General features: G+C 26.8%; 15 protein-coding genes and 1 riboswitch. Of the genes, 7 read left to right on the top strand and 8 right to left on the bottom strand.

The window, feature by feature from the left end:
- Positions 1-60: 60 nt before the first annotated feature.
- Together E6771_RS04625 and E6771_RS04620 are read right to left on the bottom strand one after the other, a co-directional pair.
- Positions 61-720, bottom strand: coding sequence for a LytTR family DNA-binding domain-containing protein (locus tag E6771_RS04625; RefSeq protein ID WP_316089961.1), 660 nt, complete (start codon positions 718-720; stop codon positions 61-63).
- Positions 720-2,300: a hypothetical protein gene (locus E6771_RS04620; protein ID WP_316089960.1), complete on the bottom strand. Its 1,581-nt coding sequence runs from the start codon at positions 2,298-2,300 to the stop codon at positions 720-722. The genes E6771_RS04625 and E6771_RS04620 overlap by 1 nt, the downstream gene beginning before the upstream one ends.
- 303 nt (positions 2,301-2,603) lie before the next feature.
- On the opposite strand from E6771_RS04620, the gene E6771_RS04615 reads away from it, so the two are divergent.
- Positions 2,604-3,080, top strand: coding sequence for a flavodoxin (locus E6771_RS04615; protein WP_316089959.1), 477 nt, complete (start codon positions 2,604-2,606; stop codon positions 3,078-3,080).
- 58 nt (positions 3,081-3,138) lie between these two features.
- Here the strand turns inward: E6771_RS04615 and E6771_RS04610 are convergent, their stop codons facing one another.
- Both E6771_RS04610 and E6771_RS04605 read right to left on the bottom strand, forming a co-directional pair.
- Entirely contained in the window at positions 3,139-3,543 is a 405-nt protein-coding gene (locus E6771_RS04610; protein ID WP_316089957.1) for a Hint domain-containing protein, read from the bottom strand.
- 88 nt (positions 3,544-3,631) lie between these two features.
- Positions 3,632-4,438, bottom strand: coding sequence for a MerR family transcriptional regulator (locus E6771_RS04605; RefSeq protein WP_316089956.1), 807 nt, complete (start codon positions 4,436-4,438; stop codon positions 3,632-3,634).
- Between the two features lie 120 nt (positions 4,439-4,558).
- Between E6771_RS04605 and E6771_RS04600 the strand changes: the two genes are divergently transcribed.
- From E6771_RS04600 to E6771_RS04590, 3 genes are all read left to right on the top strand, one after another.
- A complete protein-coding gene (locus E6771_RS04600; RefSeq protein WP_008696604.1) occupies positions 4,559-4,804 on the top strand; it encodes an MATE family efflux transporter in 246 nt (81 codons plus the stop codon).
- Between the two features lie 147 nt (positions 4,805-4,951).
- Positions 4,952-5,881 (top strand): MATE family efflux transporter, encoded by a 930-nt coding sequence (locus E6771_RS04595; protein WP_316089955.1) that lies wholly within the window; start codon positions 4,952-4,954, stop codon positions 5,879-5,881.
- 151 nt (positions 5,882-6,032) lie between these two features.
- On the top strand, positions 6,033-6,815 hold the full coding sequence (locus tag E6771_RS04590) for an HAD family hydrolase (protein ID WP_316089954.1): 783 nt from the start codon (positions 6,033-6,035) through the stop codon (positions 6,813-6,815).
- Positions 6,816-6,953: 138 nt separating this feature from the next.
- On the opposite strand, the gene E6771_RS04585 is transcribed toward E6771_RS04590, so the two are convergent.
- Positions 6,954-8,132, bottom strand: a complete 1,179-nt coding sequence (locus tag E6771_RS04585; RefSeq protein WP_316089953.1) for a cation:proton antiporter — start codon at positions 8,130-8,132, stop codon at positions 6,954-6,956.
- 45 nt (positions 8,133-8,177) lie between these two features.
- Positions 8,178-8,252, bottom strand: a riboswitch (Fluoride riboswitch).
- Between the two features lie 234 nt (positions 8,253-8,486).
- Between E6771_RS04585 and E6771_RS04580 the strand changes: the two genes are divergently transcribed.
- The 3 genes from E6771_RS04580 (at position 8,487) to E6771_RS04570 (ending at position 11,887) form a co-directional block, all read left to right on the top strand.
- Positions 8,487-9,524 (top strand): P1 family peptidase, encoded by a 1,038-nt coding sequence (locus E6771_RS04580; RefSeq protein WP_316089951.1) that lies wholly within the window; start codon positions 8,487-8,489, stop codon positions 9,522-9,524.
- A 95-nt stretch (positions 9,525-9,619) separates the two neighbouring features.
- On the top strand, positions 9,620-11,131 hold the full coding sequence (locus E6771_RS04575; RefSeq protein ID WP_316089950.1) for a DUF1846 domain-containing protein: 1,512 nt from the start codon (positions 9,620-9,622) through the stop codon (positions 11,129-11,131).
- Positions 11,132-11,299: 168 nt separating this feature from the next.
- Positions 11,300-11,887 carry a hypothetical protein gene (locus tag E6771_RS04570; protein WP_316089949.1) on the top strand — a complete coding sequence of 196 codons (588 nt, stop codon included), beginning with the start codon at positions 11,300-11,302 and terminating at the stop codon, positions 11,885-11,887.
- A 30-nt stretch (positions 11,888-11,917) separates the two neighbouring features.
- Here the strand turns inward: E6771_RS04570 and E6771_RS04565 are convergent, their stop codons facing one another.
- From E6771_RS04565 to brnQ, 3 genes are all read right to left on the bottom strand, one after another.
- On the bottom strand, positions 11,918-12,436 hold the full coding sequence (locus E6771_RS04565; protein ID WP_316089948.1) for a YcxB family protein: 519 nt from the start codon (positions 12,434-12,436) through the stop codon (positions 11,918-11,920).
- A 142-nt stretch (positions 12,437-12,578) separates the two neighbouring features.
- On the bottom strand, positions 12,579-13,973 hold the full coding sequence (locus tag E6771_RS04560; RefSeq protein ID WP_316089947.1) for a potassium/proton antiporter: 1,395 nt from the start codon (positions 13,971-13,973) through the stop codon (positions 12,579-12,581).
- 119 nt (positions 13,974-14,092) lie between these two features.
- The gene (gene brnQ / locus E6771_RS04555; RefSeq protein ID WP_316089946.1) at positions 14,093-15,400 is read right to left on the bottom strand and encodes a branched-chain amino acid transport system II carrier protein; all 1,308 of its coding nucleotides are present in this window, start codon (positions 15,398-15,400) and stop codon (positions 14,093-14,095) included.
- Positions 15,401-15,497 lie beyond the last annotated feature (97 nt).

Below are 15,497 nucleotides of genomic sequence, written 5' to 3'. Positions count from 1 at the left end.
GAACAAAAACAACCATTTATTTCCCAAAAACTTTATTTTTTTCCTCAAAATTTATTTTTATTATAATCTATAAAAATCCTCAAAATAATTTTCACTTATTTTTTTAAGTATACTTCTTCCTAGATATATTTTTTGTCCGCTATTTGTCATTACATATTCCTCTTTGTAATCTATCTCCTTTATCTTCTTTATATTAAGAATTATTCCCCTCTCAATTCTTATGAAATCTGAGTCTTCCATAAATTTTTCAATTTCTGTTAGAGATTTTTTCAGAAAATATGAATTTCCATCAACAATAGCAAAAGATTTTTTCTGATTCCTGTCATATGAAAAATATTCAATATCTTCCATAGGGATTACTACATCTTTAAAGCTATCAGACAATATAACTTTATTTCGCTTATCTAACTTTACTTTATCTAATTTTTCTATAAAGAATTTCTCAAAAAATATATACTCATCTCTTCCATGAAAGGATATCTTGTTTATAAAATCACTATATCTTTTTAAAAATTTTGTTTCTACTCTGTCTGAATAAATATATATTTTCTTTAAATTATCAAAAGATATATTTTCAATATTAAAAATATTATTATCAGTTATAAGTACAGTTTCTTCTGGAAAACCTTTTTCAAAATTTTCTACTCTTCCAATATCAAAAGTAAAAGTTTCTTTTAAAAGGTAAAAAAACAAATCATCTCCATAAAATAGAAATTTCATTATTTTTCACCTCCGCTGTCTCCAGTGAGTTTTGCTCTTATAATACCTAGTATTTCAATTTTTTTCCTATCATCAACTTTTTCCATAAGACCAGCTAATTCTTTTATGTAAAATAAGTCCTTTTCCAAAACCTCTATTTTTTTATTAAGTTCTTTTTCTATTTTTTTATAATGATGTATCTGAAGATTTTTAAGCAAAAGATTTTCGATTACAGGAGCTGTTTCTAAAGTAAGTTTTTTTAAATTTTTAAGTTTTCTCCTATATAACAGCATACGTGGGTCTTTTATATAAATAAAACCTAAAAGTTTATTTCTATTTTGTATTTTTATCCTCACATCATATTTCTTCCCTTCAAAAATTGGAGAAAAAGTTATTAGTGGCTCATCTTCATATTCACTAGTATCAAAATCAAGATCAAATATTGTCATTTTAAATTCTATAAGCCTAAATATTTTTGTATATCCATCTTCAAGAAAAATATAAAATTCATTTAAAGATTCAATTCCTTTCAATTTATTTAAAAAATTATCAAAATTTACCTCTTCCTGCTCTGAAAAAAATAAAAAAACAAAAGAGATAATTTCTACAGATATGATTATTGCAAGCATCCCAGTAACATATCCTGTAAGTATATTTTTCTTTATAAAATAACTTATAGTTATAAAAGTTATCAATATCCTTATTACATTAAAATTTATAGTTCGAAAAAACTGATTATCTGTTGTAAGCTTGATATCCTCAAGTTGTACATGAACAAAAAGTATATTGAGCATAAAATGAGCCATAAATTCAAAATTTCCATATAAATTAAGTTCATTGTAAATATATATACTGCATAAAAGCTGAATTGAAAAAAGTATAAAATAATAAAGAGATTCTTTTTTCTTATTTTTATTCTTATTATAAAAAATTGAAATAAAACTGAATATCATTATTATAACAATGAATCCATTTTTAAAGTAATCAAAAAATATTTGTAATCCTAAAGTAGAACTCATAAAATTTTCTGTAAAATATATAGTCTGAAATTCTTTAATAGCAAGTGAAAGAGGAAAAACTGTTGCAATAATAAGAACAAGATTGATTATGTCTATAACTTTTGATTTTTTATTAAAAAGTAATTCCCAAAAATATTTTATAAATCTTATATACCCACAAAATACAAAGATCCAACTTAAAATAGTAAGGAATACCTTACAATTATCAAAAGGAAGTACATAACTTAAAATTTCTGTTCCTATTGCAAAAGAAAAATAAAGAGAACCAATGTATAGTATGCTCTCTTTACAAGTTTTATGAAAAAGTATGGTAAGAAGTATCAAATATGTTAAATATCCACTTCCCAAAAACAATATGATATATCTTTTATAAGCATAAATAAGAGACATATTTATATTTTCAGTTACTACCTCTACTTTTAAAAGCTGTATCAAATCTGATATTCTTGAATAATCTGTAAATTTTTCTTTTAAAGGTATATCTCCTATAAAATTTAAACATATAAATGATAAAAAAAGAAAAAATATTATCAACAATATCTCAAATACATGATTCTTTTTTACTATCTTTATTATTTTCATTTTTCACCAGTCCTTATAAATCTAATTTTTTTTATTATAACATTTTTTATTGAAAACTATTTTAAATTTTAAGAGTTTTTCCCTTTCTTTATACCTTTTTTTATATGTAATATATTCTACTATCTTTTTAAAAACTTTTCTCTAGTTTTTATAGTTTTATTTACTAAGTTTTAATTATCTCTTAAAATTAAATTTTATTTTTCTTTAAAATTATTTTATTTAAAAATATCTTGATTTTCAAAATAAAATGTTTTATAATTCTATTAGCAGAAAAAATAAAATGAAAAAAGGAGAGTTATAATTATGAAAACTGGAATTTTTTATGGAAGTACAACTGGGGTTACTCAAGATATTTCTGAAAGAGTAGGAAAATTATTAAATGCAGATGTTATGCCAGCATCTGATATTGATAAAATAAAAGACTATGATCTTGCTATACTGGCTACATCTACATGGGGTATGGGAGATCTTCAAGATGACTGGTTTGATCCTCTTGATAAATTAAAAACAATGGATCTTACTGGAAAAAAAATAGCCTTGATAGGTGTAGGAGATCAAGAAGGATTTGGAGATACTTTTGTTGACGGAATAGGAATAATCTATGATGAAATAAAAGGTAAAGGAATCACTCTTGTAGGAAAAACTTCTACTGATGGATATTCATTCTCAGATTCAAAAGGTGCAGATGATGGTGAGTTCTTAGGACTTGTTATTGATGAAAATAACCAAAGCAATCTGACTGATGAAAGAATAGCTGCATGGGTTGAAAAGTTAAAATAATCATCTAATTAAAAAAGACTGTAGATAATTTATTCTTTATTTACAGTCTTTTTTATTGCTATATTTTATTTTGTGCTTCAAAATCTCCAACAGCTATACCTTCAGCCATCATAAAATTTCCAGAAATATCTAAATTGTATACTCTTCCATTATATTCAATACAGCTTATTGAAGCTATTTTAAATTTATCTCCATAAACTATTAATATTTCATCATTCTCATCTATTTCTTTTGCTTTTTTCATTCCAGATACAGTTTTTATAGGGTGATTCTCTGTAAGTGTAACTTTTGAACCATTTTTTAGTTCTATACACATCATGTGTTCCTCTCTTCCCTGCCACACATTTCTTACTATTTTAGACTCTCCAGAGTCGCTCATTACCATATCCCCTATTCTTATTTCTTTAATAGGTTTGTGTGAGCCATCAGCCATGAATATTTTAGTATTTTCTTCTAAGCACATTCCACATCATCCTCCATAAAATAATAATAAACCCCATCTCCCTTAATACAATTATAACCTATTTTTTATTATTTTCAAAAGAATAATACTATTTTTTTACAGGTATTTGAATTTCAGTAACATATTCATTTTCATTATCTGTAATATGTATCTCTATATGATATATTTCAATTATATCCCCTGTTACAGTAAGATTATTTGTTTTTATGTATTCTTTTAAAAAGGCATAATGTTCTCTCACTTTTTCATAGCTTCCTTTGAATACAAAAGTTAAGTATACCTCTTTTTTTATTATATTTTCTGTTTTATCCGCAGTTATTACAAATGTACTGCTGTAATTAAGATATTCACCATTTTCCCAGTTTTCTTTCAAAATAGTGGTTCCAACTTCACTTTCAGTAAAAATAAAGTCATTGTCATCAGGAAGTTTCTTTTTTAATTTTTTCAGTTCAAAATCTATTTCCCATTCCTCATGGAAATTTCCTTTTTTATATAAAATATATCTTTTATCTATTTCCCTCAACACAGGTTTTTCATACTCTTTAAATTCTTCAAAATATTCTATATTTTTTCTCTTATCTTCAAGTTCTTTTTTTAATTCAGAAAATTTTTTTAATTTTTCCTCTATTTTTATTAATTGAAAATCTATTACTTCTTTAGTTTTTATTAAATTTCTATCTTCCATAAATTCTGTTATTTTTTTTAATCCCACTCCTAAATTTCTTAAATTTCTTATATTATTTAATTTCCATATTTGTTTTTGAGAATAATATCTATATCCATTTTCATCTCTTGCATCAGGAATGATCAACCCTATTTTTTCATAATGTCTTAATATATCACTGCTTATATTATAAAGTTTACTTATTTCTCCAATTTTATATAATTTTTTCATAATCTCTCCCTAAAAAACTTTGTTATTAAACTTTTCTTTCTAAATTATATCATATTTCTATTGACCTTGGAATTGTTCTAAAGTTTATAATATAATCAAATAATAAAAGGAGTGATTTATATGAAAGAAAAAAAATCGTTAATAAGGACCATATTGAGGTATAGTATACCTTCTGTAATCTCTATGTGGATGTTCACTATTTATACTATGGTAGATGGTATCTTCATTGGAAAATATGTTGGTCCTTTGGGTCTTGCAGGAGTAAATATTACTATGCCTCTTATCAACTTCACATTTGCTGTTGGAATAATGATAGCTGTTGGAAGTTCAACAATGATAGCTATACATTTTGGTGAAGGTGACTGAACAGCTGGGAATAAAATATTTACTACAGCAACTCTATCTTTAGCCGCCTTTGGAATAATTCTCTCTATATTTATAACAATATTTATAGACCCTGTTATTCATTTTTTAGGTGGTGGCGGTGTATTATTCCCTTATGTAAAAGATTATATGAGTGTTGTTATTTTATTCTGTACTTGCTATATGGTTGGTTATGCTCTTGAAATATATATAAAAGTGGATGGTAATCCCGTTTATCCAGCTATTTGCGTTATGTCTGGAGGGATTATAAATGTATTTTTAGACTATCTTTTTGTAGTTGTATATCCTTATGGAATAAAAGGAGCTGCTTTCGCTACTGGAATGTCACAACTTACATCTATGTCTATGCTTCTTTTTTATATATTATTTAAAACTAAGAAGATAAAATTCATAAAATTAAAATATTCTTTTAAAGATTTATTAAAAATTTCTAAAATAGGTTTTGCTGAATTTCTAGCAGAAGTTTCTACTGGTATTGCTATATTTATTTTTAATATTGTCATAATAAAAGAACTGGGAGAAAAAGGAGTTTCTGCTTTTGGTATAATTGGCTACATTTCTTCTTTTGTTGTTATGACCATGATTGGATTCAGCCAAGGAATACAACCTATTGTCAGTTTTAATCTAGGAGCAAAGAAATATACAGATGTAATAAAAACTTTAAAAATAAGCTTATTAATGATAATAGCTGCAGGAATAGTTTTTTATGGAAGTATTAATATTTTCTCTGAAAAAATAATATCAATTTTCTTAAATGATATAGAAACATTTAAAATGACAAAATATGCTCTTACTGTTTATAGTTTTGCTTATATAATTAATGGATTAAATATAGTTACTGCTGGATATTTTACTGCTGTAAAAAAAGTTAAAATTTCTACTACAATAACTATTTTAAGAGGTATTATTCTTATAGGAATATTCCTTATAGTTCTTCCTAAAGTATTTGGTACAACAGGTATATGGTGGTCTGTTCCTGCTGCTGAACTGGCTACTCTTGTTTCATCTTTTTATTTTATCAGGAAATATATATATAAATATGAGATTGTCAGAGTTTAATTATTTTCTATACACATTCTACTCAAAATATAAACTTTTAGTTCTCAAAACATTCATGAAAAATCAAATTTTTTTCTATATCAAAATTTTTCCAACTTTTTTCTTTAAATATGATAAAATAGAGAAAAATTATATGGAAAGGTAGATATAAATGATAAAATTGATTATTACAGATATGGATGGAACTCTCCTTGATGATAACAATCATATAAATGAGGAATTTTGGAAAATTGAAAGAAAAATTAATGAAAAGGGTATCATCTTTGCTGCTGCAAGTGGAAGACAATACTATAATCTTCTCCATAGATTCGCTTCTATAAAAGATGATATACTTTTTATAGCTGAAAATGGTACTTATGTTATGTACAAAAATAAAGAATTATATATTAATACAATTCCAAAAGAAGAAACTATTGAACTTATTGAAGCTTCTCGAGGAATAGAAGAAACTTGCGTAGTTCTTTGTGGAAAGAAATCTGCATATGTAGAACCTGGAAATGAAAAATTTATGGAAGAATTTAGAAAATACTATACTGAATTGCAAATAGTTGATGATATTACTAAAGTAGAAGATGATATTTTAAAATTAGCTGTTTGTGATTTCAGAGGCTCTGAAAAAAATAGCTATACTCATTTTAAAAAATTTGAAAACAGATATAAAGTAGTTGTTTCAGGAAAAATATGGCTGGATATAATGATGTCTGATGCTAATAAAGGAAAAGCTGTTGAGATGATTCAGAAAAAACTTGATATATCATATGATGAAACAATGGTTTTTGGAGACTATTTAAATGATCTTGAAATGATGTCTACAGGAAAATACAGTTTCGCCATGGAAAATGCTCATCCTCTTTTAAAAACTCATTCTAACTTTATAGCTGAAAGTAATAATAATAATGGAGTAATAAAAGCTATAAAAAAATATGTTTTATAAAAATTATTATTTCTTTTATCTGTAACAGAACTGCCATAAAACAATGGTATATTTTAAACATAAATAAATCTTTCCCCAAGATGTTTTATATATAGATAAAAAAGAGAGCTGTTCGTATTAGAACAACTCTCTTTTTTATTATCCTTGTTTCAGAAGTTTTTTATAACTATAATCAATTGCAAAAGCTCCTAATGGTGCAGTTACTAATATAGAAAGAACTGCCACTGTCAATGTCAATTCTCCACATGCAAGTCCCATAGCTAGAGGTATGCCTCCAATAGCTGCCTGTACAGTTGCTTTAGGAGTATAAGCCATCATTGTAAAGGCTCTTTCTTTTGTATTAAGCCTGCTCCCTAACAAACAAAAATAAACTCCTGCCATTCTAAATACTAACGCTCCTAATATCAATATTATTGCTAAAAATCCTGCTGCAATAGCATATTTTATATCTACTGTTGCTCCTACCAATACAAAAAGAAGAATTTCAGCAGCTACCCATAATTTTGAAAACTTTGCTGAAAGTCTTTTTGCAAGAATATCATAATTTTTTAAAATTCCTATTCCAATACTCATCACTGCTATAAGAGAAGAGAATGGAATCTTTTCTCCCATTTTTTTTTCAAGTTCTAATAATAAAAATGATATACTTAATAAAATAACTACTTTTACAGAATCTGTCATATGAAACTTTTTAAAGAACTTTACTAGTATATATCCAATTACTATTCCTGTTATTATCCCAACTGCTATTGAAATAGGTACATATACCAACTTTATAACTGATAACCCTCCTCCTTTTTCAAACCCTAAAAAAGAAGTAAAAAGTACAATAACAAACACATCATCTACTGAAGCTCCTGCCATTATCAACTGGGGAATACTTTTTCCTGTTCCTCTTTTTTCCTCTATTAATTTCAACATTCTTGGAACTACAACTGCTGGAGACACTGCAGCTATTACACTTCCTATTATGGCTGCTTCCAGTACTGTTATTCCTAAAAGTTTTGGAGCTATAAGTACAGTTCCTATTATTTCAAACAATGCTGGTAAAAAGCACATAAGAAAAGCTGATCTTCCTGCTTTTTTTAAATCTTCTATATCCATTGCCAATCCTGCTCTTGTAAGAATTATAACTAAGGCTAGCTGCCTAAGACTTGGAGATATTGAAAGTATAGAATCGTCTAAAAGATTCAAAGCAAATGGACCTAATATTATTCCTGTTATTATCATTCCCAAAAGAGCTGGAAGTTTTAATTTTGTAAACAGTGCTCCTAATATCAATCCTACTAAAAATATAAGTGCCAAACTTGTTAACATTTTTTCCTCCTTTAACTAATAAAAAAAACTGATGATCTGCATTACAAAAATGCAGAAGTCATCAGCTTATAAGCGGTTTTTGTGTTATCACAAAGGGAGAACCTCATTCCCAAAGTATTAATTTTCAATTTATAATACCACTTTTATTTCCTTTTGTCAACCATTATCATTCAAGAATCATAGATAACTATAATATTCTCATATCTATAGATATGAGATATATTTGCCTTACTCTGAATAAAATATACAGTATTAATGTTTCTACACTTTTTAAATAATTTCTAATTTTAATTTATACTTCAAATACTTTAATATTTGAGTTATAATTATAATAATTGTAAAATGGAGGTAGCTATGGGAATAGAAAATTTAAATATAAAAATAGGAGAGTTTCCTTCTGGAAAAAATAATCTTATAAGTGATATTAAGGGAATAAAAGTTGGTCATACTACTTTAAATGATGGAAAAATAAAAACTGGAGTTACTGCTTTACTTCCCCATTCTGGAAATATATTTAAAGATAAATTTATGTGTTCTTCTTATGTAATAAATGGTTTTGGAAAAAGCTGTGGTTTAATGCAAATCAATGAACTTGGAACACTTGAAACTCCTATTATTCTCACAAACACCCTAAGTGTAGGAACTGCTTCTACTGCTCTTATTAAATATATGTTTAAAAATAATAAAGATATTAAAGTAACTGCTGGGACTATAAATCCAGTAGTTTGTGAATGTAATGATGGTTATTTAAATGATATAAGAGGATTTCATGTAAAAGAGGAACATATTTTTCAAGCTATAGAAAGTGCAGATATAAAATTTCAAGAAGGAAATATAGGAGCTGGTACAGGAATGAGCTGTTATCAGCTAAAGGGAGGAATTGGCTCAGCTTCAAGAATAATTAGATTAGATGAAAAAGAATATACAGTTGGAGCTATGGTACTTTCAAATTTTGGATTAAAAAAGGATCTTATAGTAAATGGAAAAAAATTAGGAGATAAGATTATTGCCTTGGAAAATGAAGAACAATTAGAAAAAGGTTCTATTATAATTATTCTTGCTACTGATATCCCTATGAATGAAAGACAATTAAAAAGAATTTCTAAAAGAGTTCCTGTTTCTCTTGCCAGAACTGGTTCACATATTGGTAATGGAAGTGGAGATGTTGTTATTGCTTTTACTACTGCAAACAAAATTAATCATTATGAAGAAAAAGATATTATAAGTATAAAAATAATCAATGAAAATAAGATAGATATAATTTTCCGCGCAATTATAGAAACTGTGGAAGAATCTATTCTCAGTTCTCTCCTTCATAGTACCAAAACAGTGGGCAGAGATGGTAATACAAGGGAATCATTAAATAAATATATTGATTTTATACTCAAATAATCTCTAGTAATTCTTTAATAAATGTGTTAAAATATAAAGTCGTTTAAATTAAAATAATTAATTTTTTATTTTTTATAATTTTAAAGGAGAGATGAATGAAGATAGGATTTGATCATAATAAATATCTTGAAGAACAATCAAAATACATTCTTGAAAGAGTAAATAATTTCGATAAATTATACCTTGAATTTGGTGGAAAACTCTTATTTGACCTTCATGCCAAAAGAGTTCTTCCTGGTTTCGATGAAAATGCTAAAATAAAGCTGCTACACAAATTAAAAGAAAAAGTAGAAATTGTTATCTGTGTATATTCTGGAGATATAGAAAGAAATAAGATCAGAGGAGACTTTGGAATCACTTATGATATGGATGTATTCAGATTGATAGATGATCTTAGAGAATATCAGTTAGCAGTAAATAGTGTCGTTATAACAAGATATGATGATCAGCCTGCTACAACTCTATTTATAAATAAACTAGAGCGTCGAGGCATCAAAGTATACAAGCATAGATCAACTAAAGGTTATCCTACAGATATAGATACAATTGTCAGTGATGAAGGTTATGGAAAAAATCCTTATATAGAGACAACTAAACCAATAGTTGTTATAACTGCCCCTGGTCCTGGAAGTGGAAAACTTGCCACTTGTTTAAGCCAACTATATCATGAATACAAAAGAGGAACTTTTGCAGGATATTCAAAATTTGAAACTTTTCCTGTATGGAATGTCCCTCTTAAGCACCCATTGAATATTGCATATGAAGCAGCTACTGTAGATCTTAAAGATGTAAATATGATTGATCCTTTCCATCTAGAGGCTTATGGAGAAACTGCTATAAACTATAATCGTGATATTGAAGCTTTTCCTTTATTAAAAAGAATAATAGAAAAAATAACAGGAAAGGAATCTATGTACAAATCTCCTACTGATATGGGAGTAAACAGGGTAGGTTATGGAATAATAGATGATAATGTTGTAAAAGAAGCCTCTAAGCAAGAAATAATAAGAAGATATTTTAAAACTGGTTGTGAATATAAGAAAGGTTATGTAGATAAAGAAACTTTCCAGAGAACACAAATGATAATGGAATCTTTAAACTTAAAAGAAGAAGATAGAAAAGTAGTATCAGTGGCTAGAGAAAGATTAGCTAAGTTAAAAACTGAACATAATGATAAAAATGGTATTTGCTCTGCTATTGCTTTAGAACTATCTGATGGAACTATTGTTACTGGAAAAAAATCAGCTTTAATGGATGCTGCTTCTGCAGCTGTTCTTAATGCCATTAAGCATTTTGCAAATATAAATGATGAAATACTTCTTATATCTCCAGTTATACTTGAACCTATTATCAATTTAAAATCTAAAACATTTAAAAGCAAAAATATAGCTCTTGATTGTGAAGAAATACTAATAGCTTTAAGTATTTCAGCAGCAACTAATCCAATGGCTCAAGTAGCCATGGATAAAATACATATGTTAAAAGGAACTCAGGCTCACAGCACTAATATTCTTAGTAGAAATGATGAACAGACTTTAAGAAAACTAGGTGTTGACCTTACTTGTGATCAAGTATTCCCAACAGAAAACCTTTATTATAATATTTAAATAAATTTAAAGGTATAATCCAAATATAGATTATGCCTTTTTTATTTTTCTTCAACATAATGCAACTATTCTATGACAAAATGGAAAGAAAGATTTCTTGTAATCAAATTAAGTATATGATATATTTTATTATATACATCAATAAATTGTAAGTTTCAAGGGGGAAAGATGAATAGGGAGAAAGCATATTTTTTAGTGGTAATTTTGGGTATTATAACATTAATAATTATTTTCTTAATTTCAAAATTTATGTCTAAAATCTTTGAAAATAAGACTTATCCAAAAGATAGTTTAATAGAAATATTATTTAATTCTTCTAATGAAAAAAAGATAGAAAAAGGATTTTTAAAAAAATCTTACAATGGAAAAAATAACTCTATACTGCAAATATATGAAAATGCCGTTATTATTTTAAAAAAAGATAAAGAAAAAATTTATTATTTTTCTGAAATCCCTCTAATTGCTTCTTTTATAATAATGAACAGTTGGGGAAAGGTATATGGATATGGTTATCATTTTTACAATGAAAAAGGAAGCATTATTGAAACCATAACCAGCAGTGAAAAAAATATTGGTAGTGATACTTCTTCACATACTAGTTTTGATAATCTGGAGGATTTTGAAGTAGAGTTATTAAAAAATAATACATGGGTTCTTGATATACAATGTTTAAAACCACATGATGGAAAATTTAAACTTCCTTATTCTGCAGTTGACAAAGCTTTTAAACGTAGAAATGAATTATTAAAAGTTTAAATTTAAAAGAAGCGGTTAAAACCGCTTCTTTTAATATTCTTGTAAGATTAATCCTAATTTTTTTACTTTATTACATTTTGATTTTATAAAATGTAAAAAATCTGCATAATCACCCAAATAAAATCCATTCTTTTTCAAAATGATACCATTAGTTTTTCCAATAGTTAAGATACATATACCCTTTAAATTATAAATTGAAGTTATATCTTCATAATCAAAATATTTTTTATTCTTACCTATTTTTACAACTATTTTATTAGTAAATTCCACTTCTGTTTCCAAAATACCTTCTTCCTCTAATGAATTCTTATATAAAATCTCACTTTCTAAAGTATAAAGAAAATTTACCAATAAAAGAAGAACAACCATTCCAATCATAGAAAAAACAAATTTTATATTTACTAAACCAAATTTATTAGCTATAAATAAACAAAATATAGTACTTATAATAAGAAATATTATGCCTATATGAAGATATCTATATTTATAATATTTTATGAATTCTCTAAACATCTGCTGGGTATAAATATATTTATTTTTAAATTCCATTTTTACCCCTCCTTTTGCTTTTTATAAAATACTTACTTATATAATTATTCTAAAATACTTTAAAATTTCTTCTTTTTTTATAATTTTATATAAAAAAACTGACTTAACATATAAATTTAATTGTCAGTCAGTTTTTTATTTATTATTTAGTTGAAAATAATATCTTATCTCCAGCTTTTAATATTACATCTCCTTTTGGAATTATATCTTCATCACCACGTCTTATAGAAATAATATGCATATTTTTGGGCAGCTGAAGATCTTTTATTTTTTTATTCACATATTCTGAATATTTATCAAGATAAAGTTTTTTAATAGAAAGTTCTTCCAATTCCTCCAAATCTATCTCATTGGCTTTGTCATCTACAGTTTCTTCTACAAGTCCTAAATATTTTGCAAGAGGTTTCAATGTCATTCCCTGTATTAATACTGAGAATACAACTAAGTAAAATACCATATTGAATATTCCTTGTGAATTATCTATTCCAGCTGTAATAGCTGTTGTAGAAAATATAATTGGTACAGCACCTTTTAGTCCAGCCCATGACATAAAGAATTTTTCTTTTTTACTATATTTAAATGGTGCCATCAAAGAAAATACAACTATTGTTCTTGCTACAATTGTTATCATTATTGCAAGAACACTTCCTGTTATCATAACCATTTTTAACTGGCTGGGAAATACAAGAAGTCCTAGAATAATAAACATTGTTATCTGCATCAGCCATGAAGCTACTCTCATATTTCTGATAGTATTCATTCTAAAATCAAATCTCTCATTTCCTACTATTATTCCCATAAGATATATTGCAAGAAATCCATTTCCTCCAATAAGATTAGTTGCTGAAAAACATATAAACAGTACAGCAATCATGTGTATAGTAAGAAATTCTTCTCTTTCAATACGAAGTATTCTTCCCATAGGAAGAGTTATTTTTCCAAATAACACTCCCATAAGTGCTCCAACTATTATCTGCTGAATAAGAAATAAAATACTCATAAAAATATTTGAATCTCCAGCCTGAAACATTGATAAAACAAAAAGGATAAGAGCATATGCCATGGGGTCATTACTTCCTGATTCTATCTCTATAACTGTCCTTATCCTTTTTTTCAGATTAGAACCTCCTAGCATAGATATAACAGCTGCTGCATCTGTTGATGATACTATTGCTCCAAAAAGAAAAGCCTCTTTTAGAGTAAAATCTGTTATCATATATGCTGCAAAAGCTGCCAATACTGCTGTAAGAAAAACTCCTGCTGTTGCTAATATTCCACTGGGGTAAAGTGCCATCATGGCATCTGATTTTTTTGTTTCTAAAGCTCCTGCAAAAAGTATAAATAATAATGCAAAATTCCCTATATTCTGAGTCAGCCTTGCATCATCAAACTCTATTTTTCCAATTCCTTCTGATCCTGCTGCCATTCCTATAAAAAGGAACATTATAAGTAAGGGAATCTGTACTTTTTTTGTTACTCTTATTGAAAGAAGGCTTATCAATAACAAAATCCCACATACTAAAATTTTATAATCCATACTTCCACTCCTTTTACTTAAAAGGTTTATACCATATCTTATAATACATTTAGAAAACATACAACTTAATTTCCTTTATAAACAAAATTACTTGAAAACAGTACGAAAAATGAACTTTATTACTTCTTTTTAAAGATAATACTAAAAACAGCAGCAAATATTAAACTTGGCATTATCCATGCAAGTCCAAAAGTTTGTAATGGTAACTTTACATATACTTTATTCAAGAATTGAAGATTTAATCCAAGAGTTTGAGTCATTTCAAAAAAACCTACTATTCCTGCTCCTATTACAGCACCAAGATAAATTTCATTTGATGAAATATATTTTTTGAAGCAATTAAGTAATATCAAAACTATTGCTATTGGATAAAGAAATGTAAGTATCGGAGATGATATTTTCACTATTGTATCCACTCCAAATCCAGCAAAAATATAGCTCAATAAGACTGTCGCAGTAACTATCTTCCCATATGAAATCTTTAAAGAGTTACTAAAGTAATCTCCCACTGTAGCTGTAAGCCCTATTGCTGTTGTCAAACAAGCCCCTGCTACACATATTCCTAAAGCTAAATTCCCTCCCTTTCCTAATAATTTATTTACTATATCTGTAAGAAGCTGAGTTGTTCCTCTACTATGTAATACTCCATAGGAGGTAGCCCCTATATACAAAAGTCCTCCATATACAACTGAGAGTCCACAAACGGCTATCATACTTGAATTACTTAAAAATTTCATCTCCTGTTTTTCAGTAAGATTTCTGCCATTTCTAATAGCTTTCAAAATTATACTTGAAAATATTATAGCTGCAAGAGTATCCATTGTTTGATATCCATTATAAAATCCATATCTAAATGTATTATTAACATTTTTAACTGATAGTTCTCCTATTGGAAAAAATATTCCTTTTATAATTATAACTGCCAATATTATTAATAATATTGGAGTAAGAATTTTTCCAATTCTTTCTATTACTGCATTAGCTTTTATAGAAAATAAAAATACAATTATAAAATAACAAGCTAAAAATCCATACTTATATAGATTTTCATTGCTTATATGAGGAAGAAGCATTAATTCAAAAGCTGTAGCCCCTGTTCTAGGTATAGCAAGAAAAGGCCCAATAGCTAAAATTAAAATAATATTAAATATTTTACTAAATAGAGGTGATACTTTATCAGCAAAATCATCTAATTCTTTTCCAGCTAGCACTGATGACAATATAGCAAGAAGAGGAAATCCTATTCCAGTTATAAAAAATCCTGCCATAGCTGACATCCATTTATCTCCTACTACATATCCTACCATAGGAGGAAATATTAGATTTCCTGCTCCAAATAACATTGCAAATAAAGCAAATCCTGTCAATATAATATCTTTTTTCTTATAAATATGAATCACTCCAATCTTTAAAATTATCTTATTCATAAAAATAGTATGCCTTAAAAGGAATTCTTCCCTTTCTTTATTATTTTAAGGCATACTTTTTATTTTTTAGTTATTAAATTGTAACATTTTTTCTGAA

The sequence above is a fragment of the Fusobacterium sp. genome (assembly GCF_032477075.1).
Taxonomy (GTDB): domain Bacteria; phylum Fusobacteriota; class Fusobacteriia; order Fusobacteriales; family Fusobacteriaceae; genus Fusobacterium_A.
This window is presented reverse-complemented; position numbering and strand designations above follow the sequence as displayed.